Raw genomic sequence first — 25112 nt, 5'->3', positions numbered from 1 at the left:
GGTTTAGCGGTCCTCGCGTTGCGGGTCGGCTGTCTCGGCTGCCTTTACGCGGTTCTTATCGACGTACATGTTCTTGTCGGCCTGGGAAAAGAGCTCGCGCATCGTAGGCGGTTCATCAAAATCACTGGAAAGCGCATAGCCCACCGCATAGCTGATAGGCATGTCGGGATGAGTCTCGGAATACTCGTTCACGTTCGCGCGAACCCGAGCGAGACAGGACTCCACGGCAGCTCGATCGGTATCTCGCAGCACCGCGATAAACTCATCGCCGCCGTCGCGGCCCACAAAGCAGGTCTCCGACGCCACGCGCCCCAGCTGCTGGGCAAAAGAACGGATGTATTCGTCGCCCTTCTCGTGGCCGAAGCTGTTATTGACCGTATGCAGATTGTTAAGGTCGAAGACGCACACCGCAACGGGCGCCTCCGCGGAGACAGGCTGCTCCTGCCCCAAGACCTCCTCGCACTTGTTCTTGTTGGGCAGTCCTGTGGCTTCGTCGAGATAGACTTTGTTCTGCAGTTCGCGATTGAGCGCGGCAGTTCGCACCGCGCGAACAAGTTCGACCGCAAAGGTCGCCACCAAGCCCATGATGTCGATGATCACCAGGCCCTCGAGATAGTTGAGCGCCGACGCCTTCTCCTGAGAGTAGTCCTCTGCGAGTCGCGTAGCATCGTCGCAAATGCCAAAGAACTCCTCGCTCATGGCGATGATGTCGGTGTTCTCATAGCCGACTTCGCGCACGCGGATGATCTCGGTGCAAAGCTCATCAAAATAATTTGCAAGCTCGGTCATCTTTGCCTGATACTCATCGTCGTCGAGACGGACGAGATCGAGGTCGTCGCTTCCGTAGCGCAAGCCGTTAATGTATGAATCCACGGCCTTGAGCAGGTCGTCTTGTGACTGGCCTGCGTCCTCGAGCTTCACGATGCGCTGCGTGGTGCCGCGTACCAGGCCGGCGTAGTTGACCACACGCGCCGTGCCCTGGATATCGGAGACGAGCAGCATAACATTGATGAAGAAGAAGATGAGAACTGCCGTGAGCACCATCATGAGCAGGCGCACCGCCTGGCCGGCCTTCTTGGCGACAGAAGTATTCACAAGTTCACTCCCCTAAATGACAAAAGAACAGGTAGCACGCAGTGTGCTGAAATTCATGGGTGGTTAACTCTACCATATGGGCCAGCAGCCTCAAACTGCAGCAGACGCTCGTCCAAATTGGCGTGACGCTTGCCTTGTTGTTCTTGACCTGGCCGCGCTATCGGACATGCTTCTGGTCTTGGATCACCATGGGAAAGCTCATCCCGTTTTGTGCGTCTAGAGTGGGATGCGGCTTCCCAAAGGTGCCGTTAGGGGAAATCACATCCCGGTTTACTCCCTTGAAATGGGATGCCGTTTCCCGGAGGGGGTCCAGCGGGAAACGGCATCCCATTTTGGGCCCGAAAAGTGGGATACGGTTTCCGGCCGGCATGAATAAAGCCTCCGCAGCTCGTGTGGCTGCGGAGGCTTTATTCGTTGCGGCGCATTGTGTTTGGGTCGTTGAGATGAGTCGATTTGCCCCGAAAGAGGAGGGCATTGACCTTAGGGTCATGCCCGACGAATGAGCGGCAAATCGGCCATCTCGGCGAGCCGAACTACTCCAGCTCAAACGCTCCGGTATAGAGCTGATAGTAGTATCCGCGCTTGGCGATTAGCTCGTCGTGGTTGCCGCGCTCGATGATGCGGCCGTGGTCCAGACAGATGATTGCGTCGGAGTTGCGCACGGTGGACAGGCGGTGCGCGATGACAAACGTCGTGCGGCCTTCCATGAGCTTGTCCATGCCGGCTTGCACGATGGCCTCGGTGCGGGTATCGATGCTCGACGTGGCCTCGTCCAGGATCATCGCCGGCGGATCGGCGACGGCGGCGCGTGCGATCGAGATCAGCTGGCGCTGGCCCTGCGACAGCTGGGCGCCGTTGCCGGTGAGCATCGTGTCGTAGCCGTCGGGCAGGCGGGTGATAAAGTCGTCCGCGCCGGCGAGCTTTGCTGCCGCGATGCACTCCTCGTCGGTGGCATCCAGATTGCCGTAGCGGATGTTATCCATCACGGTGCCGGTGAACAGGTTTACGTCCTGCAGCACCACGCCCAGCGAGCGGCGCAGATCGGCCTTGCGGATCTTGTTGACGTTGATGCCGTCGTAGCGGATCTTGCCGTCGGCGATGTCATAGAAGCGGTTGATGAGGTTGGTGATGGTCGTCTTGCCCGCACCGGTGGCGCCGACAAACGCGACCTTCTGGCCCGGCTTGGCAAACACGGACACGCCGTGCAGTACCTCGTGGTCGGGCGTGTAGCCAAAGTCGACGTTGTCCATGACCAGGTCGCCACGCAGCGGCACGTATTCGATCTCGCCGGTCGCGCGGTGCGGATGTTTCCACGCCCACATGCCGGTGTGGTGGTCGGCCTCCTCGAGCTGCCAGGTGTCGGGGTTCACCTGCGCGTTGACGAGCGTCACGTAGCCCTCGTCGGCCTCGGGCTTCTCGTCAATGAGCTCAAAGATGCGGTCGGCACCGGCGAGGCCCATGACCACGGCGTTGATCTGCTGCGAGATCTGGCCAATCTGTCCGCAGAACTGCTTTGTCATGTTGAGGAACGGCACCACGACGGCGATGGACAGCGCCATGCCCGAGATGCTCAGGTTGGGCACGCCCAGCGCCAGGAAAATGCCGCCTGCCAGTGCGACCAGCACGTAGAGCAGGTTTCCCAGGTTCATAAGGATGGGCATGAGGATGTTGGCGTACATGTTGGCCTTCTGCGAGACCTCGAAGAGCTTTTCGTTGCGCTCGTCAAAATCGGCCTCGGCGGCAGACTCGTGGCAGAATGCCTTGACGACCTTCTGGCCGTTCATGACTTCCTCGATATGGCCCTCGACCACGCCGAGCTCGGTCTGCTGCGCAATGAAGAAGCGCGCGGAGTTGGAGCCGAGCAGCTTGGTCATAAAGGTCATAAAGGCGACGCCTGCCACAATGACCAGGCACATCCAAACGCTGTAGTACAGCATGATAAAGAACACCGTGACGATGACGATGGTCGTCATGAGCAGGTTGGGCAGCGACTGGCTGATCATCTGGCGCAGCGTGTCGATGTCGTTGGTGTAGTGGCTCATGATGTCGCCGCGCTGGTGCGTGTCGAAGTAGCGAATCGGCAGGTCCTGCATGCGGTTGAACATCTTCTCGCGCAGCTTCTCGAGTGAGCCCTGCGTGACGATGGCCATGGCGCGGTTCCAGAACAGCGAGGACAGGATGCCGACGCCGTAGATGCAGGCGAGGGTGGTCACGAGCTGTGCGATCTGGGGCTGTGCAGCTTCCCAATCGCCCGACTGCCACGATTCGCTAATAATCTGCAGGGCGCTCTGAAGGAAGGTCGCGCCGATGGAGTTGATGATGGCGCAGAGCACCACGCCGACGACGACGAGGGGCAAAAGCACGGGGTAGAAGCCAAAGAGCGTCTTGATGAGGCGCGACATGGTGCCGCCCTTGCGGTTGAGCGCGCGCTCGGCGGTCGTTGCCTTACTCATGTGCCTCGCCTCCTTCCTGGGTCTGAGCTTGTGTTGCGGATGCCTCGGTGTCGGCCTCGACGGCCCCTTCGCCCTCGGCGGACATCTTGTTCTGCGAGGTGAAGGTCTCGCGGTAGATCTCGCTCGTCTTGAGCAGCTCGTCGTGGTTACCGATCTGCGCGATACGGCCGCCCTCCATGACGATGATGCGGTCTGCGTCCTGCACGGAGCTAATGCGCTGGGCGATGATGAGCTTGGTCGTGTTGGGCAGATAGCTTGCCAGCCCTGCGCGGATCTTGGCGTCGGTCTTGGTGTCGACGGCGCTGGTGGAGTCGTCCAGGATCAAGATCTTGGGGCGACGCAGCAGGGCGCGCGCAATGCACAGGCGCTGCTTCTGACCGCCGGAAACATTGGAGCCGCCCTGTTCGATCCAGGTGTCATAGCCCTTGGGGAAGCCGTCGACAAACTCGTCGGCGCAGGCCAGATGTGCCGCCTCGCGGACCTCCTCGTCGGTGGCGTTCGGGTCGCCCCAGCGCAGATTCTCGGCGATGGTGCCGCTAAACAGCACGTTTTTCTGTAGCACCATGGCCACTTGGTGGCGCAAGGCGTCCAAGTCGTAGTCGCGCACGTCCATGCCGCCCACGCGCACGGTGCCCTCGGTGGCGTCGTACAGGCGGGCGATGAGGTTTACAAGCGTGGACTTGGCCGAGCCGGTGCCGCCGATGATGCCGATGGTCTCGCCGCTCTTAATGTGCAGGTCGATATCGTCGAGCGCTTGGCGCTTCGCATGCGCGGAATACTTAAAGCTCACGTGGTCAAAGTCGATGGAGCCGTCGACAACCTCGAGCACGGGCTCGGCGGGATCGGCGATCGTGGGTTCGGCGGCAAGCACCTCGGTAATGCGGTGTGCCGATTCGTCGGCCATGGTCACCATGACAAAGATCATCGACAGCTGCATCAGGCTCATGAGGATCTGGAAGCCATAGGTAAAGATCGAGGAGAGCTGGCCCACGTCGAACAGCGTGCCCTGGCTCGTGATGATGAGCTTGGAGCCCAGGTAGATGATGACGACAAACGCGCCGTTGACGCAGATGTTCATCATGGGGTTGTTAAAGGCGAGCAGCTTCTCGGCGCGGGTGAAGTCCATCTGGACGTCGCGTGCGGCGGTCGCGAACTTCTCCTTCTCAAAGTCTTCGCGCACGTAGCTCTTGACCACGCGCATGCCGGTGACGTTTTCCTCGACGGATTCGTTAAGGGCGTCGTACTTGTGGAACACGCGCGAGAAGATGGGACGCACCTTAAAGATGATAAAGAACAGTCCAAAGCCCAGCAGCGGAATGATGACCAGGTAGACCATGGCGACGCTGCCGCCCATGATAAATGCCATGGTAAAGGCGAAGATCAATACCAGCGGCGCGCGCACGGCGATACGGATGATCATCATAAAGGCCTGCTGCACGTTGTTGATATCGGTGGTCAGGCGCGTGACGAGCGAGGAGCTCGAGAACTCATCGATGTTGGCAAAGCTGAACGTCTGGATCTTGTAGAACAGGTCGTGACGCAGGTTCTTGGCGAAGCCGCAACTCGCATGGCTGCAGGTGACGCCGGCAGCGGCGCCAAAAGCAAGCGACGTCAGCGCGATGAGCACCAAAAAGCCTGCGGTGGGAAGCATCTCGGCTACGGTGGCGCCGTCTTTGATGGCGTCGATCAGGTTGGCGGTGATAAATGGAATCAGCATCTCGCAGAGCACCTCGCCAAGCACGAGCAGCGGCGTGGCAACGGTGACTTTCATATAGTCGCGGATGCTTCCCATGAGGGTTTTAATCATCCAGTTCCTCCCAGGTTACACGGATTTTCTCGAGCATTTCGGCGAGCTGTTCGCGCTCGTCGTGGGTGAGGGCACCAAAGGCCTGCTCTCTAAAGCGAATGCGGGCTGCCTGGTCGATGCGGGCGTTTTCCCGGCCGGTTTCGGTCAGGCGAATGGTGAGCTGCCGTCGATCCTTGGGGTTACGGCTGCGCTCGATGAGGCCGTTGAGCTCGAGTTTGGACAGGATCTCGGAAAGCGACCCCGGCTTGAGGTCAAAGTGCATGCCGAGTTCCTGCTGCGACATCTCGCCGCCGGGTTGCTTGGCCAGCAGGCAGATGATGGGCGCCTTGCCGGACACGCCTCCGCCATGAAAATGCATGTAATGGCCGCAAAAGCCCAGGCCATTGAGGATGCGTTTGGCAAGCTTGTCTTCTGAGCTAACCGCTTCGGGTGCATCCGCCGGCTGTGACGGGTCGCCGTCGGGCTCGTGCGAACAAAGGTTAAGAGGTTCATCGCACATGAATTAGTGTTGCTCCTTTCTTTAGTTAGGTAGTGGAATTGTTTTGTGCCTAACCAATCTAGGAGCATGAGAAATGAATGTCAAGGTACCAAACTAGTGGTTACGCGGTTTTACCAAACCGCGTAACGGCTCGACGCTGCAAACCCGCCAGAGCAGCAATCTGCCTTTCAACTTCGGCGGCATGACCTTATAGTTACGGCGTTTTACCAAACGCCGTAACCGGCCGACGCTGCAAACGCTCCTAAGCGGCAATCTGGCGTTCAATCGTCGGGCATGGCCACAAGGCCTATGCCCTCCTCTTTCACGCCACCTTGCTCGCCTAGGAGCGTTTTCGCTGTCCGTCCTCAACCTGTGATTCCGGCACGGTCCGCTTCGGTAGTCGTTGGGGATGTTCTTGTTTGACTAGTCATTTAAGAACGTCCCCAACGACTAACTTCCTCCTTTCCGTAACCTTTCCGCAACAATTCGACCTCCACGGCACCAGCGCCCGCCTGCCGTGCTCCCTGCGCTACACTTAGTCGCACTGTGGCGCTGCTGCGCCGTGCCCGAACCAAGGGAGACCCTCATGAAGAACACTCAGCTGCTGCTGATCAACGATATGTGCGGCTACGGCAAGGTCGCGCTTTCCGCCATGCTGCCGGTGCTGTCGCACATGGGCTACCGCATCCACAACCTGCCGACGGCACTTGTGTCCGATACGCTCAACTATCCCAAGTTCTACATCCACGACACCACCGAGTACGTGCGCCAGAGCCTCGCCATCTGGGAGGAGCTCGGCTTTGAGTTCGACGCCATCTCTACCGGCTTTATCGTGACCGAGGAAGAGACGCGCATCATTTCGGACTTCTGCCACCGTCGCGCGCAAAAGGGTACCAAGGTGTTCGTCGACCCCATCATGGGCGACAACGGCAAGCTCTACGCCGGCGTGCCCGAGTCCACGATCGGTCTCATGCGCAGCCTGCTCGAGTGCGCCGACTATGCGGTGCCAAACTACACCGAGGCGTGCCTGCTCACCGATACGCCCATTGCCGAGCAAATCACGCCCGATGAGGGCCGCACTCTTGTGGATGCCGTGCGTGCCCTGGGCGCCAAGTCGGTGGTCATTACGAGCGCTGTGGTCGACGGTGCGAATATCGTCATCGGTTACGACCATGTGGCGGGGGAGTACTTCACGATTCCCTTCGACCTGATCCCGGTCTATTTCCCGGGCACGGGCGACACGTTCTCGGCGGTGCTCGTCGGCCGCGTTATGGCAGGTTGGAGTCTGCAGCGCGCGACGTCCGATGCCATGCGTGTGGTGGCTGAGCTTATCGAGCGCAATGCCGACCAAGAGGACAAGTCCGCCGGCCTGCCCATCGAGGCCTGCCTGGATGTGATTGACCATGAGTAATGCTGGCGAGGGCGGCGCCAAGCCTGTGGGCGAGAACAAGCCGCTCGGCGCGCCGCGGGGCAAGCGGCCGCGTATCCGCGTGAGCTGCGTGGACCAGCTGGGTGCGTGTCGCTGCCACCATGGCCACAAGCCGGGCGACGTTTTTGACTTTGACCGAGATCGCGGCAAGATGTGCGCCATGGCCTGCCATGTGGGCTTTCCCTATATCGATATCCTGCGCTATGGCGGAACCGTGCCTGGCAACGAGCCCGGTACGGCAAAGTTCTGCTGTCCCGAGGTCGATACGCTGAACGTCTGGCTTGCCGAGATCGTCGACGAGTAGTCGAGCGCAATGTGACAAAGGGACAGTCCCTTTGTCACATTCGCCGGTGGTGTTCCTTCTATTGTGCTTGTAATCTCAAATCTCTGCATTTCATCCGATTTTAGGTTCTAAAAATTCTACGTTTTATCGATAATCAAGCGTATAAAACTTTGCATTTCATTTGATGACACTGAGGGGAGAGCCTGTGCTGCGCAGGAAAATAGCGGCAGAGCTGGAGCGCTGGCTGAAGTCTGTCGAGCAAAAGGCCTTATTCATTACGGGTTCTCGCCAGATCGGCAAAAGCTATTCGATTCGCGCATTTGGCAAAGCCAACCATGCAACCTACATCGAGCTTAACCTCATGGAAAATCGCCAGGCAAAAGATGCTCTTCTCGAGGCGCGGGATGCCGATGATTTCATCAGCAGGGTGACGCTTCTTTCGGGAAAGTCGATTGCACCAGGCAAAACGCTCGTGTTTATCGATGAGGTCCAAGAGGCCCCCGACATCATGACGATGGCAAAGTTCCTTGTTGAGGACGGGAGGTGCCGCTGGGCGTTTTCGGGGTCAATGCTCGGGACTCAGTTCAAGGGCGTCAGGTCCTATCCCGTGGGGTATGTCCACGAGCTTAGGATGTTCCCGCTCGATTTTGAGGAGTTTTGCTGGGCAACCGGGGTGAGCGAGGGGGCTCGCCAAACGATACGTAACGCGTGTATCAGCGAGAGGCCCATTCCTGATTACATTCATGACGCGATGATGGCAAACTTCAGGACCTATACCGTTGTCGGCGGAATGCCGGAGGTCGTGCAGCGTTTCCTTGACACGCAGGGCGACCTTGCCTCTGTTCGTCAGCTACAGTCAGAGCTCAACGAACAGTACCGACGGGATATTTCCAAGTATGCAAGCGGGCGTGCCCTTCAGGTGCAGAGCATCTACGATCAGCTCCCCATTATGCTTGAGGGCGAACACAAGCGTTTCGTGCTCAATTCCATTGACCCCAAGGCGCATTATGAGAAGTACCAGCGAGATTTTGTCTGGCTTGTCGATGCCGGCGTTGCTCTCAAAGCCGATATCGTAACCGAGCCAAAGTCGCCCCTGCTCAAGACGGCACGGCCATCGCAGTTCAAGCTATACCAATCGGATACGGGCATGTTGATGGCGCGCTACCCCGTTGGAGTCGCCCAAGCGGCGTATCTTGATAGCAAGGAGCCCAATCTGGGCGGCATTTACGAAAACGTGGTGGCCCAGCAGCTGGCTGCCCAAAATCGCCAGCTTTACTACTATCAGACAAAAAAGCGCGGTGAAGTGGACTTTGTGGTCGACGGACCGGATGGGACGGCTGTTCCGATCGAGGTTAAATCGGGCTCCTATTACCACGCGCACGCTGCGCTCGGTCATGTGCTTGATACGGCTGAATATGGCGTAAGGCTCGGGATTGTTTTCTCGAGAGGCAACGTTGAGCGCAACGGAGCGGTTCTCTATTTGCCGCTATATGCGACCTGGGCCCTTTCGGATGTTTTGGGCGACTCCTGCGCCGAGGGGATAAAGCTGGAGGTCAAGCCGGTCTAGGACCGGTCCCGGATGTGGCAAAGGGACAGTCCCTTTGTCACATTCATGAGTGTGGATTTTCTCCCACCGAGATAACGAGCGTGGATTTTCTCCCGTTTAGAGCGCACTCGAACGCTCAAAGTGGGAGAAAATCCACGCTCGTTTTATGCCGATGGCGTGGCCCGTGTGCCCGCGCCGCCCGAGCGCCTACAGCTGCTCGAGCATGGCGGTGCAACCGGCGAGTACATCGCGGTAGGTGGCGTCGAAATTGCCGGTGTACCAGGGGTCGGCCACGTCGCCGGGGCGATCGGTCCAATCGAGCAGGCGCGAGATCTTGCCATCGGGGTCCTTCCCAAAAATTCGGTACAGGGCGCGGGCGTTCTCGTCGTCCATATAGACAATGTGGTCCCAGTCGCCATACTCCGCGCGACGCACCTGACGTGCGCGATGTGCGACGACGGGAATCCCGACCTCGCGTAGCTTGGCAACGGTACCGTGGTGTGGCGGGTTGCCGATCTCCTCGGTCGAGGTCGCCGCGGAATCGATGGCAAACTCCGCCTCGCGCCCAGCGCGGCGCACGAGCTCGGTAAACACCGACTCGGCCATCGTCGAGCGGCAGATGTTTCCATAGCAGATGAACAGTACACGTTGCATATGCGGTTTCCTTTCGATCGCCATCATCGAGCTCGAGTATCGCATCTACGCCTGCGCCATCGCCCTCTTGCGTTCCCAGCGAGCCAACTTAATCGTCACCAGCGTAAGCACCCAGGCCACAAGCGAGAACGCGGCACCCACTGCGCCTACATATGCAATGCCAACGCTGCTTACCACGGTGCCGCCCACTGCGGTGCCAAACGAGATGCCGACGTTAAACGCCATGGGCTCAACCGAACTTGCGAGTACCATCGACTTGGGATGGCGGCTGCGTGCCACGTCCATAAAGTGCGTGATGCACGACACCGAGAACAGGTACATGAGCAGCGCCAGGCTAAAGACAAAGACCAGCGCGAGCGGCATGGTGCCGCCCACAGCAAACAGTCCGAGTAACGCTGCAGCCTGCAGCACAAACGTCACGAGTAGCGCCTTCATGCCAAAGCGCGCATCGATCCATCCGCCCAGGATGTTCGAGATCAGGCAGAACACGCCGTAGGCCATGAGCGTGGTACTGGCTTCGACCGTGCCCATGCCCAGCACCTGCTCAAGATAAGGCGTCACGTAGCCGTAGAAAACGTAGACCGACCCCACGCCAAACAAAAAGATGAGCATGCCGGTGATGATGCTCGGCTCGCGTAGCAGACCCGCCTGCTCGCGAAAAGTGGCGGGCTCGTCGGTTTGCCCAGCGCGCGGCATAAACGCCACGAGCGCTCCGCAGATCAGAACGGCAAAGGCCAGCGTGCCGTACATGGCCACGTGCCAATCGAGCGTGTCGGCCACAAACTTGCCGATCGAAGTGACAAAGACCATTGCCACGGAAAACGCACCATATACCACCGAGATGGCAAGCGAAGTTTGCTGCGGAGACAGAAGCTCGGGGATGTACGTCACGCCCACGGCGAGCAGTGCGCCCGAGACGGAGCCCAGGATGATGCGCGAGATGAACAGCACCTGGAAGTTGGGCGCCAACGCCATGACCAGGTTGCCGAGCACAAAGACGATGCTGTAGCACACGAGCAGCTGGTAGCGGCGAAAACGCCCCGTACTGAGCGCGAGCACCGGCGTCGAGATAGCGTAGATCAGTGCGAACACGCTAATAAGTTGGCCTGCGGTGGCAAGCGATACGCCGAGTTCCGTCGCTAGGTCGCTTTCGATGCCGATGACCACGAACTCGGAGCAGCCGAGCGAGAATCCCAACAGCACGAGCAGCGCCAGGCAAAGATTGGTGCGCGCGGGGGAGAGCGCGGCGGCGGTTGACTTACTTTTTGGCGTGGTTGCGGCGGTCAAGGTTGTCACTCCAATGTCGCGTGAATAAGCGGGATTCAATCCCTGCAACTCTAACAGAATGTGACAAAGGGACAGTCTCTTTGTCACATTCGCGGCGTGGCTGCCGCCTAAACCGTCACAACATTCGATGAAAATCTCGAAAACGAGGAAAAACGTCGAATGTTGCGACGGTTTTCGTGTCCGGCGCGGGTGAGCTTCGGTGCCGTCTGGGGGTATAAGACTAGCGAGTGTTTATTTGCGAGGCCTAAGGGGCGCCCCGTATGGATATCGATAACTTTGAATGGTGGTATAGCGAGGGCGAGGCTCCGGACGAGGAGTGGGACGAGCCCGCGTCGCGTGACGTGTCGAGCGACGAGGACGAGACCGGCAACGATGCCGCTGTCGAGCCTGATGCCGCCTCCGATGCCGCCGAGCCCCTGACCTTTGAGCAGGCTTGGGCCCAAGCCGAGGCCGATGAGGCTAAGGCCGATGCCACGGCCACACTCGGTGAGCCGGCGGACATGTCCATCTCGCCGGCCAAGACCCCGCAGCCGCGCCATAACATCGACCCCGACAGCACGGCATCCTTCAGTATTCTCGACGTGCCCTCGCAGGGTGCTCAGGCGCCCGCGCCCACACGTCGTCCCAATCTGTCTCGCGAGGAAGATGCAGGACGTCGCTCTCCGCTCGGCCCCATCCTTATCGCCTTCATGGCCGGCGTTATCGCATGCTCGGTAATTGGAAACGTCTGGAGCCATGTTGAACAACAGCGAAAAGACGCCGCCAAGGTCGAGATGTCTATCGAGCAATCGCTCGGCCGCACGCGCTCGGTACATGTGTCGGTCGAGGTCAAGGACGGCGCGACGTGGGACACCGCGCGCGGCGACAGCCAAATGCTCATCCACATCGTGGGGCGCACGCTCAAAGGGCAGACGATTGACGAGTATCAATACGTCAATTCCGCTGGTGACGGCATCGAACTTAAGCCCGGCGACTACGAGCTCACCGTCGATGAACCGCCCGTCGCCACCGACGGCACGCGCTTCCGTGCCTCAAAGCGCATGGTCCCCGTGAGTTTTAACTCACAGGCGCCCGACACGGTCGACACCACACCGCAGGGCGGGTTCGACCTTTACGTGGATACCCAGTAGGTGCTCGCCGCTCATTCCGCTATGACTACTCAATAATCGCCTGCTGTCCCGTCCCGCCGCCAAGAGTGGGACAATAGCCCTCGACACTATTGTTTATTTTTGGAGGAAGTAGCATGTCTACCGTCACTACCATCAAGCGCGGCGGCCTCACCGCGGCCATCGATTCCATGGGCGCCCAGCTCACGAGCCTTGCCCTCAACGGCAACGAGTATCTGTGGCAGGGCGACCCGGCCTTTTGGGGCAAGCACGCGCCCATCCTGTTCCCTATTGTGGGCTCGCTGCGCAACAACACGGCGACGTCTGCGGCCGGCACCTGCGAGATGCCGCGCCACGGACTCGCGCGCATCGTCGAACACAAGCTGGTCGAGGTTTCGGAGGACGGCTCCTCGGTAACGTACGAGATCACCGACACGCCCGAGTCGCTCAAGGCGTTCCCGTTCCACTTTAAGCTCAACATGACCTATGCCCTGACTGGTGACGCCACACTTACCCAGACCTTTGCCGTCACCAATACCGGCGACGTGGACCTGCCGTTCTCGGTGGGCGGCCACCCCGCGTTTAACGTACCGGCTCCCGGTGCCGAGGACGAGGCATTCGAGGATTACGAGCTGGCGTTTACCGAGGCTTGGACTAATGAGGCTCCCATCATCACGCCCGACGGTCTTATGACGTTCGAGGGCAGTTACAAGGCTCCCGATAACTCGGACGTGCTGCCCATCACGCACCGCAGCTTCGATAACGACGCCATCATGTTCACTGATACCCCGGGCTCCACGCTCACGCTGCGCGGCCGCAAGTCGGGCCACGGCGTCAAGATCGACTTTGAGGGCTTTAAGTACATTGGCGTGTGGTCTGCCGCCAACGACGCCCCGTTTGTGGCGCTCGAGCCCTGGACCGGTCACACCACCATGGACACCGAGGACGACGTCTTTGAGCACAAGGTCAACACCATCACCTTGGCTCCCGGCGCTACCGATAAACGTAGCTTTAGCGTCACCCTGCTCTAGAGGTTCCGCCGTTCTAATGAACGGCGGGCCGGTCGACGCTGCGCGCCGCCCAGGGCGACAATTTGTCATTCAAAAGGCAAGGCATGACCAGAAGGTTTATGCCTTGCCTTTTTCATGCCTAGTCGTTGGGGACGTTCTTGTTTGACTAGTCGTTTAAGAACGTCCCCAACGACTATCAATCGTTTTCAGTTCGTAAACTTGTATATATGCATTTATATATGCATTTGCTGGAGGTAGCGCTGAGCGGTATCCTGTTAAGTCGTCAGCATACGATTCAACAGGGAAGGCAGATTATGCATTCTCCCCATCAACGCGACGCGCATCCACAGCCGGTATGCAGCCGTCGCATCTTTTTGGGTAGCGCTCTCGCTGCGAGCGCTACTGTCGTCGTCGGCGCACTTGCCGGTTGCCAGCGCCCCTCCACGCTGGAAGTAGTTCAGCCCACGACGGGTGGCGGTCGCGACGACCTGTCCGATTCCGTTATCGGCAAGGATAAGATCCGCATCGGCATGGAGGCGGCCTACGCCCCGTACAACTGGCAGGTTTCCGAAGCCAGTGAGTACACCATCCCCATCGACAACGTGCAGGGCGCCTATGCCGATGGCTACGACGTGCAGATCGCCAAGATCGTCTGCAAGGCCCTCGGTGGCGAGCCCGTTGCCGTCAAGCAGAGCTTCTCGGGCCTTATCGATTCGCTCAACAACGGCCAGATCGACCTCATCATCGCCGGTATGAGCGCCACGCCCGAGCGTGAGGAGTCCGTCGGCTTTTCCGACCCGTACTTCATTGGCTACTTTGGCCTGTTCGTAAAAGAGGGATCCCCCTACCAAAACGCCACCAAGCTCAGCGACTTTAGCGGTGCCACGGTACTCGGCCAAAAGGACACCATGCTCGATACCGTCATCGACGAGATCCCGGGCGTTGTCCACAAGAACCCGGTCGATTCGGTTCCCACGGTGTTCTCGAACCTGCTGCAGGGTACTTGTGACGCCGTGACGTACAACACCGAGAACGAGAAGGGCTATATGGCCCAAAATCCGGGCATTGTCCCTATTCATTTTGCCGAGGGCGAGGGCTTTAAGCAGGAGGTCGCGGCAAACGTCGGCTGCCGCAAGGGCTCGGACAAGCTGCTTAAGCTCATCGACAAGACACTCAAGGGCATTAGCCAAGAGGAGCGCGACCAAATGTGGGACGCGTGCCTCGACCGTCAGCCGGCATAGGGAGGCAGCATGAAAACCATCAATCGCCTGGCCTCCTTTATCAAGGCCGACCACCGTTATGTGTACCTGGGCACGAGCGTTATCGCGGCGCTCGGCCTGGCGTTTAGCCAACGCAACCCCACGCCGCTGAGCTTCTTGGCGCCTACGGGCGTGTTCCAAGACTGCCTCTGGGCAATCCTTTGGGCGTGGCTCGTCGTGTCGGCGGCGGCGCTGGTCACCAAGCTCATGCACTGGAACGACTATCGCGAAACGTCGCCGTTCGCATCCGAGCGTTTCCGTCGTGGCGCACGCCTGGGCAGCTATGTCGTGGTCGCCATCGCGGCGATCTTCTTTATCGACCGTTGCGTCATGTCGTTTATCGACCTGGTACAGGTGAGCATTGTCTCGGATTCCAACCCCAGCGACTTTTTGTCGAGCCTGGTCTATATGACCTACAAGAGCGGCGACTTCTTTATCCGCGGCATCGAGATCACCATCGCACTTGCCACCTTCGGCACCGTCATCGCATTCTTCCTGGCGCTGCTCTTTGTGTTCCTGCGTATTCAGACGTTCGATCGCGTGGACAACGATCTGGTGCGCTTCTTTAAGAGTATCGGCCGCGGCTTTGCGACCGTCTACTCCACCATCGTGCGCGGCACGCCCATGATGGTCCAGGGCCTGCTCATCTATTACGCGGGCTTCACCGTTTTGCGCGGCATGGGCTTCGAGACCGCCCAGGCCAACCAGATCTGGAGCACCTTCACCGCCGGCCTCGTCACTATCTCGCTCAACTCCACCGCCTACATGATGGAGGTCCTGCGCGGCGGCATCGAGTCCATCGATCCTGGCCAGGCCGAGGCGGCGCGCTCGCTGGGCCTGTCGCAGTGGCAAGCCATGCGCAAAGTCGTGTTCCCCCAGGGCATTAAAAACGCGATTCCGGCGCTCACCAACGAGCTCATTATCAACATCAAGGATTCGTCAGTGCTCTCGGTCATCGGCGTGTTTGACCTCATGTACGCCACCACCACCGTCGCCGGCGTGTACTACCGCCAGATGGAGGTCTACTGCGTGGCGCTCGTGGTCTACCTGATCCTGACGCTCGTGGCGAGCCGCCTGCTCGAGGCCTTTGGCAAAAAGCTCGGCGCCGAGGCTCCGGTCACGCTGCCCAGCTCCAACTAGGCTCAAGACGAGGAGAATCATCATGGCAGATACCACTACCACCGGCGCTGTGGCCGCCGCACAAACTGAAGAGTCGCTCATCCGCGTCGAGGGCCTGCGCAAGAGCTTCGGCTCGCTCGAGGTGCTCAAGGGCATCGACTTGTCCGTCAATCCCGGCGAGGTCGTTACCATTATCGGCGCTTCGGGTTCGGGCAAATCGACCTTTCTGCGCTGCCTCAACCTGCTCGAGACCCCGGACGCGGGCCATATCTGGTTCCATGGCCAGGACCTCACGGCCGAGCGTTGCAACATTAACAAGCTGCGTGAGGACATCGGCATGGTGTTCCAGGGCTTTAACCTGTTCAACAACATGGACGTGCTCGACAACTGCACGCTCGCGCCCGTCACGCTCAAAAAGATGGGCAAGGCCGAGGCTGAAAAAATTGCGATGGAGCATCTGACGAGCGTGGGACTCGAAAAGTTCGCGCACGCCGCCGTGGGTCGCCTGTCCGGTGGTCAAAAACAGCGCGTGGGCATCGCTCGTGCCCTCTGCATGAACCCGCAGATCATGCTGTTCGACGAGCCGACCTCCGCACTCGATCCCGAGATCGTGGGAGAGGTGCTCGAGGTCATGCGCAAGCTCGCTGCCGACGGCATGACCATGGTCGTCGTCACGCATGAGATGGCCTTTGCCCGCACGGTGTCCGACCGCGTGGTCTTTATGGACAAGGGCGTGGTGCTCGAGGATGCCGCGCCGGCCGAGCTCTTCGGCAACCCCAAGCACCAGCGTACCCGCGAGTTCCTCTCGCGCTATCTCGAGGACAAATAACCGACCGCAAACGCTTATGTGGCAGGGCCGCTCCGGTGGGGCGGCCCTCGTCATCACGATCGAAAGGATGTCATGGCCGAGGTTTGGCGCTTCTTTGCGCATGAGGGTGATTTTGCCGATTTGGACAAGGCCGGTGCATGCGAGCGCCTGAGCCGCGTGCTGTCGTTTCCGACCATTTCGAGCATGGATGCCGAGGCGGTGGACTGGCAGCCGTTCGATGACCTGCGCGCGTATATGCAGCAGGCCTGGCCGCACGTATTTGCGGCGGGCAAGGCCGAGCTCATCGATCATTCGCTGCTGGTGACGCTTTCCGGCTCCGACTCTGCCCTCAAGCCCGTTATGCTCATGGGTCACATGGACGTGGTCCCCGTGGTGCCGGGCACCGAGGACGATTGGACGCACGCCCCCTTTAGCGGACATGTGGACGATACCTACATTTGGGGCCGCGGCACCATCGACATGAAAGACCAGGTCGCAGGTATTCTCGAGGCGGTTGAGTATGCGCTGGCCCACGGCTGGGAGCACAAGCGTACCCTGCTGCTGGCTTTTGGCCAGGACGAAGAAACCACGCAGTTCGGTGCGGGTGCCATCGGCCGCGTGCTCGAGGAGCGCGGTGTTGAGCTCGAGTTCCTGATCGACGAGGGCGACTACCGCATCGTTCCGGCCGCCGAGTACGGCGCGGGCGAGGGCCGGCTTATGCATGCCGATCTCGCGGAGAAGGGCTACGTCGATATCGTGTTGAGGACGCGTAGCGAGGGCGGGCATTCCTCCAACCCCTACGGTGGCACTTCGCTCGAGGTACTGAGCCGTGCCATCGCCGCAATCTGCGATATCGAATGGCCGACGCGCGTCACAGACCTGCTTGCCGCCCAGCTCGTCGAGCTGAGGCTCTACACGGCCGACGAGATCGCCTCCAACAAGGACGCCATCGTGCGCGAGTGCCTCGCCAGCAAGAAGCTCTATCCGCTCGTGACCACCACCTGTGCACCGACCCAAATCGAGGGCGGTAGCACCGGTGCTAACGTGATGCCGCAGGATATGTGGGCCAATATCAATTTCCGCATGCTCGAGGGCACGAGTGTGGCCGATGTCGTGGCCCGCTGCCGCGTCGCCGTTGCCGAGGCGGGGCTCGCCAACCGTGTGGAGGTCGAACTTGGCCCTGGCAGCTCCGAACCCTCGCCGTCTCCGCGCATCGGCGGACCGGGGCTCGAGGCCGTCCGCGCCATCGCCGCCCGCTATTTCCGCGATCCAAAGGGGACGGAGGAAAACGGGTCATCGGCGGCGGGCGGAGCTCCTATCGGCATCGTTCCCTCGACCGTGATCGGTGCGACCGATGCTGCCAACTACCAGCGCATTTGCTCCGAGTGCATTCGCTTCTCGGCCTTTGTGGTAGACGATGACGAGTGCGAGCGCGGCGTCCACGGCACCAACGAGCGCATCACCCGCCGCGCCTACCTCCAGGGCGTGCGCTTTTTCATCGCTCTGCTTCAAACGTTCTAGAATGTGACAAAGCGACAGTTCCTTTGGTAGTCGTTGGGGACGTTCTTAAACGACTAGTCGTTAAGGAGCGTCCCCAACGGCTACGTCCACTCATTCCGTGCGGGTTATATGCAGGTTTGCCTGCGCACGCTATCATGTATGGGTTAGACCGCAACTATGTACCCCATACGCGAAGGGATGCGCATGTATCTGAAGATCGACATGTTCTAGCTGGGCTTACCCCCGCAGTGGCGCCATGCGCCCCATCAATTCTGCCGATTTTCACCTTCACGCATATAAAGGAGTCCCGTCATGCGCGACAAGCTCGAAAAGATCATCAAGGCCTACGAGGAGCTCGAGAAGAAGCTTTCCGACCCGGCCGTCGCCTCCGATATCAAGGAGTTCACGCGTCTCAACAAGGAGTACGCGCACCAGTCCGACCTCATCGCCGCATCGCGCGAGTATATCGGCGCGCTCGATGACATCGAGGCTGCCAAGGAAATGCTCCACGACACCACCGATGCCGATGAGAAAGAGATGCTCCAGATGGACATCTCCGAAAACGAGGCCAAGCTTCCCCAGCTCGAGGAAGACATTAAGTACATGCTCATCCCGAGCGACCCCAACGACGACAAGAACACCATCGTCGAGATTCGCTCCGCCGCCGGTGGCGACGAGGCAGCCATCTTCGCCGGCGACCTGTACAAGATGTATCAGCGCTTCTGCGAGTCGCGCGGCTGGAAGACCACCGTGCTCGATTCCAGCCCCAGCGAGGCCGGCGGCTTTAAGTCCATCGAGTTCAAGGTCGAGGGCGACCGCGTCTACTCCGTCATGAAGTTCGAGTCCGGCGTGCACCGCGTCCAGCGCGTCCCCAAGACCGAGTCCCAGGGCCGCATTCAGACCTCCACGGCTACCGTCGCCGTACTTCCCGAGGCCGAGGAAATCGACGTCCAGATCAACCAGTCCGACCTGCGCATCGACACCTACTGCGCCTCCGGCCCTGGCGGTCAGTGCGTTAACACCACGTATTCCGCCGTGCGCATCACCCACCTGCCCACCAACACCGTGGTACAGTCGCAGGAACAGCGCTCCCAGATCCAGAACCGCGAAGTCTGCATGCAGATGCTGCGCGCCCGCCTGTACGAGATGGAGCTCGAGAAGCAGCAGGCAGAGCTTGGTGCCGAGCGCCAGAGCCAGATCGGCCACGGCAACCGTTCCGAGAAGATCCGTACTTACAACCAGCCCCAGGACCGCGTGACCGATCACCGCATCGGTTTCAACTCCACTTATAACGGCGTCCTTCTGGGCGACCAGCTCGGCACCGTGATCGAGGCGCTCGCCGCCGCGGAGCGAGCCGAGAAGCTGGCACAGGCTGTGTAGGTTCCGCCGTTCTACCGAACGGCGGACCAGCCGACGCTGCGCGGGCCGCATTTGGACAATCTGACGTTCAACTTCAAGGGCGCGACCAGAAGGTCAGCGCCCTTTCGTTTCACGTCACCTTGTCTCAAATGCGACCCGCTCGCTGTCCGTCCTCTACCTGCGGCGTTGCCTTGCTCCGGATGCGGGGTAGTCATTGGGGACGTTCTTAAATGACTAGGTTGGGTAAATTACTTTTCAAGTTTATTTAATCTGCTTTGTTAGAAATTAAGCTGTCTAACTGCTTAAAGCAATCAGCAGCCTTCATCTGCAATTGAAAATATTGCTCGAAAAATCGTTCAAGAAGTCGCGGGGTGATTTTTACCGCGTCGCGCGTCAAGTGATTTGGCAAGTTCTTGGTTAGATATTGGTCAGTTTTGGGTCAACCTTGCCAAAAGCTTGACGGATGCAGATATGGACGTCGGCGAATGAACACTTTGAGCGAGCCCGGTGCAAAATTCTGGGCTGATTCTCGATAATCGCCTTCAATCGCCCCTTGCCATGCGCTGGCCTCGCGTACAATCTGCTCCGACATTCGCGCGCCGTCCGGCGCTTAAGAGGGGAGGGCCCCATGGCAAACGAGATTTGGACCATCAAGCGTTGTCTCGAGTGGACCAAGGAGTACCTGGCCGAGCGCGGCGAGGAGCACCCCCGTCTTTCTGCCGAGTGGCTGCTGTGCGCCGCCACGGGCCTGGCGCGCATTGACCTATATATGCGTATGGACGAGACGCTTAACGCGGCCCAGCTCGAGACCATGCATGCGGCCGTCGTTCGTCGCGCCAAAGGCGAGCCGCTGCAGTACATCACCGGCAGCACGCAGTTTCGCATGATTGACGTCGCGTGCGCTCCCGGTGTGCTCATTCCGCGCCCCGAAACCGAGATGCTCGTCGAGGAAGTCCTCAATTATCTGGATGCCGAGGTGCTGAGCCCCGAGGCTGCTGCCCGTCAGCGTGTTGAGCTGCCTTGGAACGATGAGGTCGAGGAGGCACGCAAGGCCGAGGCCGCGCTGGCAGACGAACGGGCGACCGCCGAGCGCCGTGCCGCTAACCTGACGGCTGCCGATGAGGCGGCGCTAGGCGGCGACGTACTGGGCAGCCGTGCCTATGCCGAGGAACTGGCCGATCGCGAGGCCGAGGAAGCCGCCGCGCAGGCAGCAGAAGCCGAAGCCGCGGAAGCCGCCGAGTCCGAGCTCGACGAATACGGCATCGCCATCGAGGGTGCCGGCCAGGAGACGGCTTTAGCTCAGGATGCCGCTGCGCCTGCCCCAACCGAGCCCTGCACTGCCCGCGTTCTCGAGGTCGGTTGCGGCACGGGCTGCATCTCGCTCTCCCTTGCCTGGGAGCGTCGCGGCCATGTCACCTGCACCGCCACCGATATCGAGCCGCGCGCCATCGATCTGGCCACCAAGAACCGCGACGCGCTCGGGCTTACGTCCGATGAGGTCGCCTTCAGCCTCACGAACCTGGTGAGCTCCATCCCCCGCGAGGAGTGGGGCACCTTTGACGTGCTCGTCTCCAACCCGCCTTACATTCCGACCGACGTTATGCGCTCGCTGCCGCACGAGGTCAAGGATTTTGAGCCCGACCTGGCGCTCGAGGGCGGCGCCGACGGCCTCGATATCTTCCGCCGCCTGCTCAATGCGGCGCCTTACATGCTGCGCGCCGGCGGCCTGTTTGCCTGCGAGCTCTACGAGGGTGCCCTCGATGCCGCGGCCGAGCTCTGTCGCCAGGCAGGCCTTTCGGACGTGCGTATCGTCCATGACCTTACCGATCGCCCCCGCATCGTCCGAGCCATCGTCACCGAGCCTAAGCAGCGCCAGTAATATTTATTAACTGGTTAGCAAAAATTATAAAGTAGTTTATAATTAGGACGGCTGAAAGAGGTCGGCCCATGCAACCTCCTATCTTTCGGGAAATCATTGCCCTACCCAAGCACGATGGATTCGTGAAGGTCGCGCAAGTCGGTAGTCGTGCTAAGTATGTTTCTGGTGACCGTGTTGTCACCGTGAACGGCTCTGGTGGTGATCGACCAAAGAAGGGCACGTGGGCAAGTATTCGTCGCCAAGCTGGATGGTAGTTGGAGGCAAAATGAGGCAGCGATTTACCTATGACTGCGTTCTCATAAAAGAAGACGACGGTTACTGCGCCAGCTTCCCGCAGATTCCCGGCGCCTTTGCCGATGGCGATACACGCGAAGAAGCGATTGCCCATGCCACCGAGGCGCTGATGGCGTTTTTGGCCGACGACCTCAACAACGGTTTGACTCCGGCAGGGTACGAACACTCGGCCGAGGTCGTGGCCCTTTCAGTCGAAATCGACCACGAGGACGCTCGGGAAGCGGCGTGCCGAACATTTAAAGGCGCAGCGCTGGACCTCAAAGTCTCCGCTCCGCGGATTACCGCGCTGGTCAAAGCCGGAAAGCTCGATGTTGAACTCGTCGATGGCCGTCGGATGATAACGATAGACAGCATCGAGCGCTACGCCGCCCAAGAACGTCACGCCGGAAGACCAAAGAAGTCTGTAGCCTTCCAATAACCCCCTGACTTTCACCGACTACTAGAGCCGCTCACCAAACCAACATGCACTCTGGCCAAATAGGTTGAACGTTTCGTGCGAGAATGCCCCTCAGTAAACAAACTTGCACCAGAGCGTAAGGGGCTGGCATACACATGCAGACGGTCTATCGGGTATACGAGGGAACGCGCGAGCCGCATCGGCTCGCCGTCGAGCGCACGGCCGAGGTGCTCGGCCGCGGCGGCCTGGCCTTGATCCCGACCGAGACCGTCTACGGTGTCGCCGTGGCAGTCAACGCCTTCTCGGACGCCGTGCCCCAAGATACAAGCGAATTCCCATCGTGGCCGCGCGATCCGCAGGCTGTCGTCAATGGCGCCGCGGTCCCCGCGCTCGGTACCGGCTACCGCCGCATCTTTACCCTCAAGCAGCGCAAGCTCACCCAAACGGTCGCCTGGCTGGTTGATAATGCCGAAGCACTCGACCGCTATGGCGTGGATATCCCCGAAGAGGCTCGCGTACTCGCGCGACGATGCTGGCCGGGAGCCCTGACTATCGTGGTCAAGGCGGCCCCCTGCGTGCCGACCTTTATGCGTGCCGCCGACGACACGGTGGCTCTTCGCGCGTCGGCCTCGCCTGTGGTCCAAGCGCTCATCCGCGCCTGCGGCAGTCCCCTTGCCTGTACGAGCGCCAACACGCACGGCGCGCCCTCGCCGGCAAGCTTTGCCGCCGTCGAGGGTCGCATCCTGGAGGGGGTCGATGTTGCCGTCGACGCCGGCGAGACCCCGTGTCGCGACGCCTCGACCATCGTGTCGTTCCAGCACGGCGGGCTCCAGATCCTGCGCCAAGGCGCACTTCCCGCATCAGAGATCGAACGGGTCCTGTCCGACCCGATGCAATAGAAAGGTGTAAGCGATGTCGTTGAATCTGGGCAGCCTGGGCATGGAAGATGCCTCGTTTAACTTTGGCGGTTCCTACATCATGGCGCTCGACTGCGGCACCACCTCGGTACTTGCGACCATCGTCGACGAGTACGGCTGCATCGTCGCGCAGGCACGTCGTAGCGTCAAAACCAGCTTCCCGCGTCCCGGTTGGATAGAGCAAGACCCCATGGAGGTGCTTGCCAGCCAGATCGGCGTGATGATGGAGGTCCAGTTTAAGAGCGGCATCCATTCTGACCGCATCGCCGCCATCGGTATCTCCAACCAGCGCGAGACCACGGTGGTGTGGGACCGCATAAGCGGCCAACCCATCTATAACGCCATCGTGTGGCAATGCCGTCGCACCGCACCTCTGATCGACGAGCTGGTCGAGCGGGGCGCAGAAGAGCTGGTGCGCTCCCGCACGGGACTCACGCTCGATCCGTATTTCTCGGCTTCCAAGGTGCAGTGGATCCTCGACAACGTCGACGGTGCGCGTGAGAGCGCGGCGGCGGGCGACCTCATGTTCGGCACCATCGACACCTGGCTCATCTACAACCTCACCGGCAGTCAGGTCTTTGCCACCGACTACACCAATGCCAGCCGCACGGCACTCTTTAATATCCATACGCTCGATTGGGACGACGACCTGCTGGCGCTCTTTGACGTTCCACGTTCCATGATGCCCGAGGTTCGTTGGAGCTCGGGCGACTACGGCCGCGTCGCGAGCGACATCATGACCAACATGCCGCCCATCATGGGCGTGGCGGGCGACCAGCAGGCGTCGCTGTTCGGCCACTGCTGCTTCCATCCCGGCCAGACCAAAAACACCTATGGCACGGGTTGCTTTATGCTCATGAACACCGGCGACGAGGTCGTCGAATCCAAGAACGGTCTGGTCTCCACGATCGGTATCGCCGCGGACGGCAAGATCAGCTATGCACTCGAGGGCTCCATCTTTGCTGCCGGTTCCACCATGAACTGGCTGCGCAACAACATGGGCATCATCTCGAGTGTGAGCGAGTCGGCACAACTCGCCGCTTCGATCAACGACAATGAGGGCTGCTACTTCGTCCCCGCCTTTGCGGGTCTGGGCGCTCCCTGGTGGGACCCGCATGCCCGCGGTATCGTGTGCGGTCTGACCGGCGCCTCGAGCCGTGCGACCATCGTACGTGCCGCCTGCGAATCCATGGCATATCAGAGCTACGACGTGCTGCGCGCCATGGAGCAGGACGTGGGACTTTCGATTGAGCGCCTGTCCGTCGATGGCGGTGCCTCGCGCAACGAGTTCATCATGCAATTCCAGGCCGATCTGCTGGATATCCCCGTGTTGCAGTGCGAGACGGTGGAGACCACGGCGATCGGTGCCGCGTACTTGGCGGGTCTTGCCGTCGGCTATTGGGAAGACCTGGAAGAACTGGAGCAAAATGCCCAGATCGTTAGGACCTTCCTTCCCCACATGTCCGCCGAGCGCCGCGAACAAAACCTTGCGGGCTGGTGTGATGCAGTCAAGCGCTCGCTCAGTACCGCACAGTAGGGCTGCGATGGGCTGCTCGATACAACAAACCGCTAAACTAATGCACGGCGCGCGGCAACAACATCGCCATGCGCCTTGTCAGCAAGGCCATCTTCCGGCCGCAACGAAAGGGGCAATCAACCCATGACCGTCACCTACGATACGTCCCGTGTGACCCTTGTCGATCACCCGCTCGTCCAGCATAAGCTGTCGATTCTGCGCGACAAAAACACCGGCACCAACCAGTTCCGCCAGCTCGTGCGCGAACTCGCACTTTTTGACGGCTACGAGGCCATGCGCGACCTGCCCATGGAAGACGTCGAAGTCGAGACCCCCATCACCACCGCAACGTTTAAGCAGCTCGCCGGCAAAAAGCTCGCCATCGTTCCCATTCTGCGTGCAGGCCTTGGCATGGTCGATGGCATCCTCGACTTGGTACCCTCCGCTCGCGTGGGCCACATCGGTATGGAGCGCGACGAGGTTACCCACGAGCCGCATGAGTATTACTGCAAGATGCCCAAGGATATCGACCAGCGCATCTGCCTGGTCGTCGACCCCATGCTCGCCACGGGCGGTTCGGCCGAGATGGCCATCAGCTACCTGCGCGAGCGCGGTGTCAAGGACATCCGCATGCTGTGCATCGTCGCGGCCCCCGAGGGCCTCAAGTCGCTGACTGAGAAGGACCCCGATGTGCATATCTATACCTGCGCCATCGACGACCATCTCAACGAAGCTGCCTACATCGTTCCCGGCCTGGGCGACGCCGGCGACCGCATCTACGGCACGCTGTAATCTCTGGGCCATACCGGCTAACGTCGAAAATACGAAGAAATGGTGCGCGCGGGCGAGCAAAAGACGACCACGCGCACTCCTGTTAACGGACGTTTTGCCCTGCAGGGTTCGAGAAAAACGTATT

Annotated in this window: 21 protein-coding genes; 15 read left to right on the top strand and 6 right to left on the bottom strand. The window is 60.2% G+C overall.

The genetic code is table 11. The features are described from left to right. Positions 1-3 precede the first annotated feature (3 nt). The 4 genes from AAAX35_RS06410 to AAAX35_RS06395 form a co-directional block, all read right to left on the bottom strand. Positions 4-1095 carry a GGDEF domain-containing protein gene (locus tag AAAX35_RS06410; RefSeq protein WP_349117111.1) on the bottom strand — a complete coding sequence of 364 codons (1092 nt, stop codon included), beginning with the start codon at positions 1093-1095 and terminating at the stop codon, positions 4-6. 533 nt (positions 1096-1628) lie between these two features. Beyond that, positions 1629-3548: an ABC transporter ATP-binding protein gene (locus AAAX35_RS06405; protein ID WP_349117109.1), complete on the bottom strand. Its 1920-nt coding sequence runs from the start codon at positions 3546-3548 to the stop codon at positions 1629-1631. Further along, a complete protein-coding gene (locus AAAX35_RS06400) occupies positions 3541-5355 on the bottom strand; it encodes an ABC transporter ATP-binding protein (protein WP_342996165.1) in 1815 nt (604 codons plus the stop codon). Before AAAX35_RS06400 ends, AAAX35_RS06405 begins: the two co-directional genes overlap by 8 nt. Beyond that, complete coding sequence (locus AAAX35_RS06395; protein ID WP_195521271.1) at positions 5348-5854, bottom strand: MarR family winged helix-turn-helix transcriptional regulator; 507 nt, start codon at positions 5852-5854, stop codon at positions 5348-5350. The genes AAAX35_RS06400 and AAAX35_RS06395 overlap by 8 nt, the downstream gene beginning before the upstream one ends. Positions 5855-6419: 565 nt before the next feature. Between AAAX35_RS06395 and AAAX35_RS06390 the strand changes: the two genes are divergently transcribed. The 3 genes from AAAX35_RS06390 (at position 6420) to AAAX35_RS06380 (ending at position 9112) form a co-directional block, all read left to right on the top strand. Next, complete coding sequence (locus AAAX35_RS06390) at positions 6420-7244, top strand: PfkB family carbohydrate kinase (protein ID WP_349117107.1); 825 nt, start codon at positions 6420-6422, stop codon at positions 7242-7244. After that, positions 7237-7566: a TIGR04076 family protein gene (locus AAAX35_RS06385; RefSeq protein ID WP_349117106.1), complete on the top strand. Its 330-nt coding sequence runs from the start codon at positions 7237-7239 to the stop codon at positions 7564-7566. The genes AAAX35_RS06390 and AAAX35_RS06385 overlap by 8 nt, the downstream gene beginning before the upstream one ends. A 184-nt stretch (positions 7567-7750) precedes the next feature. Continuing rightward, positions 7751-9112: an ATP-binding protein gene (locus AAAX35_RS06380; RefSeq protein ID WP_349117104.1), complete on the top strand. Its 1362-nt coding sequence runs from the start codon at positions 7751-7753 to the stop codon at positions 9110-9112. Positions 9113-9298: 186 nt separating this feature from the next. Here the strand turns inward: AAAX35_RS06380 and AAAX35_RS06375 are convergent, their stop codons facing one another. After that, entirely contained in the window at positions 9299-9745 is a 447-nt protein-coding gene (locus AAAX35_RS06375; protein ID WP_035138777.1) for a low molecular weight protein-tyrosine-phosphatase, read from the bottom strand. Between the two features lie 45 nt (positions 9746-9790). Then, on the bottom strand, positions 9791-11041 hold the full coding sequence (locus AAAX35_RS06370) for an MFS transporter (RefSeq protein ID WP_342996160.1): 1251 nt from the start codon (positions 11039-11041) through the stop codon (positions 9791-9793). A gap of 251 nt (positions 11042-11292) precedes the next feature. Between AAAX35_RS06370 and AAAX35_RS06365 the strand changes: the two genes are divergently transcribed. The 12 genes from AAAX35_RS06365 to upp all read left to right on the top strand — a co-directional run bounded on the left by AAAX35_RS06365 (position 11293) and on the right by upp (position 24988). After that, complete coding sequence (locus tag AAAX35_RS06365; RefSeq protein WP_349117102.1) at positions 11293-12162, top strand: hypothetical protein; 870 nt, start codon at positions 11293-11295, stop codon at positions 12160-12162. A gap of 113 nt (positions 12163-12275) precedes the next feature. Beyond that, a complete protein-coding gene (locus AAAX35_RS06360; protein WP_217108334.1) occupies positions 12276-13169 on the top strand; it encodes an aldose 1-epimerase family protein in 894 nt (297 codons plus the stop codon). A gap of 293 nt (positions 13170-13462) precedes the next feature. Further along, on the top strand, positions 13463-14389 hold the full coding sequence (locus tag AAAX35_RS06355) for a transporter substrate-binding domain-containing protein (protein WP_349117100.1): 927 nt from the start codon (positions 13463-13465) through the stop codon (positions 14387-14389). A 9-nt stretch (positions 14390-14398) separates the two neighbouring features. Further along, positions 14399-15547: an amino acid ABC transporter permease gene (locus AAAX35_RS06350; protein WP_349117099.1), complete on the top strand. Its 1149-nt coding sequence runs from the start codon at positions 14399-14401 to the stop codon at positions 15545-15547. Positions 15548-15569: 22 nt separating this feature from the next. Continuing rightward, the gene (locus tag AAAX35_RS06345; protein WP_349117097.1) at positions 15570-16355 is read left to right on the top strand and encodes an amino acid ABC transporter ATP-binding protein; all 786 of its coding nucleotides are present in this window, start codon (positions 15570-15572) and stop codon (positions 16353-16355) included. Between the two features lie 72 nt (positions 16356-16427). Continuing rightward, positions 16428-17855: a M20/M25/M40 family metallo-hydrolase gene (locus AAAX35_RS06340; protein WP_349117095.1), complete on the top strand. Its 1428-nt coding sequence runs from the start codon at positions 16428-16430 to the stop codon at positions 17853-17855. Positions 17856-18146: 291 nt separating this feature from the next. Further along, positions 18147-19214 (top strand): peptide chain release factor 1, encoded by a 1068-nt coding sequence (prfA, locus tag AAAX35_RS06335; RefSeq protein ID WP_055252487.1) that lies wholly within the window; start codon positions 18147-18149, stop codon positions 19212-19214. Positions 19215-19821: 607 nt separating this feature from the next. Next, the gene (locus AAAX35_RS06330; RefSeq protein WP_349117094.1) at positions 19822-21072 is read left to right on the top strand and encodes a HemK/PrmC family methyltransferase; all 1251 of its coding nucleotides are present in this window, start codon (positions 19822-19824) and stop codon (positions 21070-21072) included. A 220-nt stretch (positions 21073-21292) separates the two neighbouring features. Further along, a complete protein-coding gene (locus AAAX35_RS06325; protein WP_349117093.1) occupies positions 21293-21784 on the top strand; it encodes a type II toxin-antitoxin system HicB family antitoxin in 492 nt (163 codons plus the stop codon). Positions 21785-21918: 134 nt separating this feature from the next. Next, positions 21919-22662, top strand: coding sequence for an L-threonylcarbamoyladenylate synthase (locus AAAX35_RS06320; RefSeq protein WP_260699617.1), 744 nt, complete (start codon positions 21919-21921; stop codon positions 22660-22662). 13 nt (positions 22663-22675) lie between these two features. After that, complete coding sequence (gene glpK / locus AAAX35_RS06315; RefSeq protein WP_349117091.1) at positions 22676-24217, top strand: glycerol kinase GlpK; 1542 nt, start codon at positions 22676-22678, stop codon at positions 24215-24217. Positions 24218-24340: 123 nt separating this feature from the next. Further along, on the top strand, positions 24341-24988 hold the full coding sequence (upp, locus tag AAAX35_RS06310) for a uracil phosphoribosyltransferase (RefSeq protein WP_117746943.1): 648 nt from the start codon (positions 24341-24343) through the stop codon (positions 24986-24988). Positions 24989-25112 lie beyond the last annotated feature (124 nt).

Source organism: Collinsella sp. CLA-ER-H11 (assembly GCF_040092445.1).
In the GTDB taxonomy this organism is placed as follows: Bacteria; Actinomycetota; Coriobacteriia; order Coriobacteriales; family Coriobacteriaceae; genus Collinsella.
Note: the sequence above shows the minus strand (reverse complement) of the source record. Positions and strands in the feature narration are given on the sequence as shown.

Bases quoted from the DNA above. Each gene is read 5' to 3' on its own strand.
- AAAX35_RS06405 (WP_349117109.1), bottom strand. From the start codon at position 3,548: ATGAGTAAGGCAACGACCGCCGAGCGCGCGCTCAACCGCAAGGGCGGC.
- AAAX35_RS06400 (WP_342996165.1), bottom strand. From the start codon at position 5,355: ATGATTAAAACCCTCATGGGAAGCATCCGCGACTATATGAAAGTCACC.
- AAAX35_RS06395 (WP_195521271.1), bottom strand. From the start codon at position 5,854: ATGTGCGATGAACCTCTTAACCTTTGTTCGCACGAGCCCGACGGCGAC.
- AAAX35_RS06390 (WP_349117107.1), top strand. From the start codon at position 6,420: ATGAAGAACACTCAGCTGCTGCTGATCAACGATATGTGCGGCTACGGC.
- AAAX35_RS06385 (WP_349117106.1), top strand. From the start codon at position 7,237: ATGAGTAATGCTGGCGAGGGCGGCGCCAAGCCTGTGGGCGAGAACAAG.
- AAAX35_RS06375 (WP_035138777.1), bottom strand. From the start codon at position 9,745: ATGCAACGTGTACTGTTCATCTGCTATGGAAACATCTGCCGCTCGACG.
- AAAX35_RS06365 (WP_349117102.1), top strand. From the start codon at position 11,293: ATGGATATCGATAACTTTGAATGGTGGTATAGCGAGGGCGAGGCTCCG.
- AAAX35_RS06360 (WP_217108334.1), top strand. From the start codon at position 12,276: ATGTCTACCGTCACTACCATCAAGCGCGGCGGCCTCACCGCGGCCATC.
- AAAX35_RS06355 (WP_349117100.1), top strand. From the start codon at position 13,463: ATGCATTCTCCCCATCAACGCGACGCGCATCCACAGCCGGTATGCAGC.
- AAAX35_RS06350 (WP_349117099.1), top strand. From the start codon at position 14,399: ATGAAAACCATCAATCGCCTGGCCTCCTTTATCAAGGCCGACCACCGT.
- AAAX35_RS06345 (WP_349117097.1), top strand. From the start codon at position 15,570: ATGGCAGATACCACTACCACCGGCGCTGTGGCCGCCGCACAAACTGAA.
- AAAX35_RS06340 (WP_349117095.1), top strand. From the start codon at position 16,428: ATGGCCGAGGTTTGGCGCTTCTTTGCGCATGAGGGTGATTTTGCCGAT.
- prfA (WP_055252487.1), top strand. From the start codon at position 18,147: ATGCGCGACAAGCTCGAAAAGATCATCAAGGCCTACGAGGAGCTCGAG.
- AAAX35_RS06330 (WP_349117094.1), top strand. From the start codon at position 19,822: ATGGCAAACGAGATTTGGACCATCAAGCGTTGTCTCGAGTGGACCAAG.
- AAAX35_RS06320 (WP_260699617.1), top strand. From the start codon at position 21,919: ATGCAGACGGTCTATCGGGTATACGAGGGAACGCGCGAGCCGCATCGG.
- glpK (WP_349117091.1), top strand. From the start codon at position 22,676: ATGTCGTTGAATCTGGGCAGCCTGGGCATGGAAGATGCCTCGTTTAAC.
- upp (WP_117746943.1), top strand. From the start codon at position 24,341: ATGACCGTCACCTACGATACGTCCCGTGTGACCCTTGTCGATCACCCG.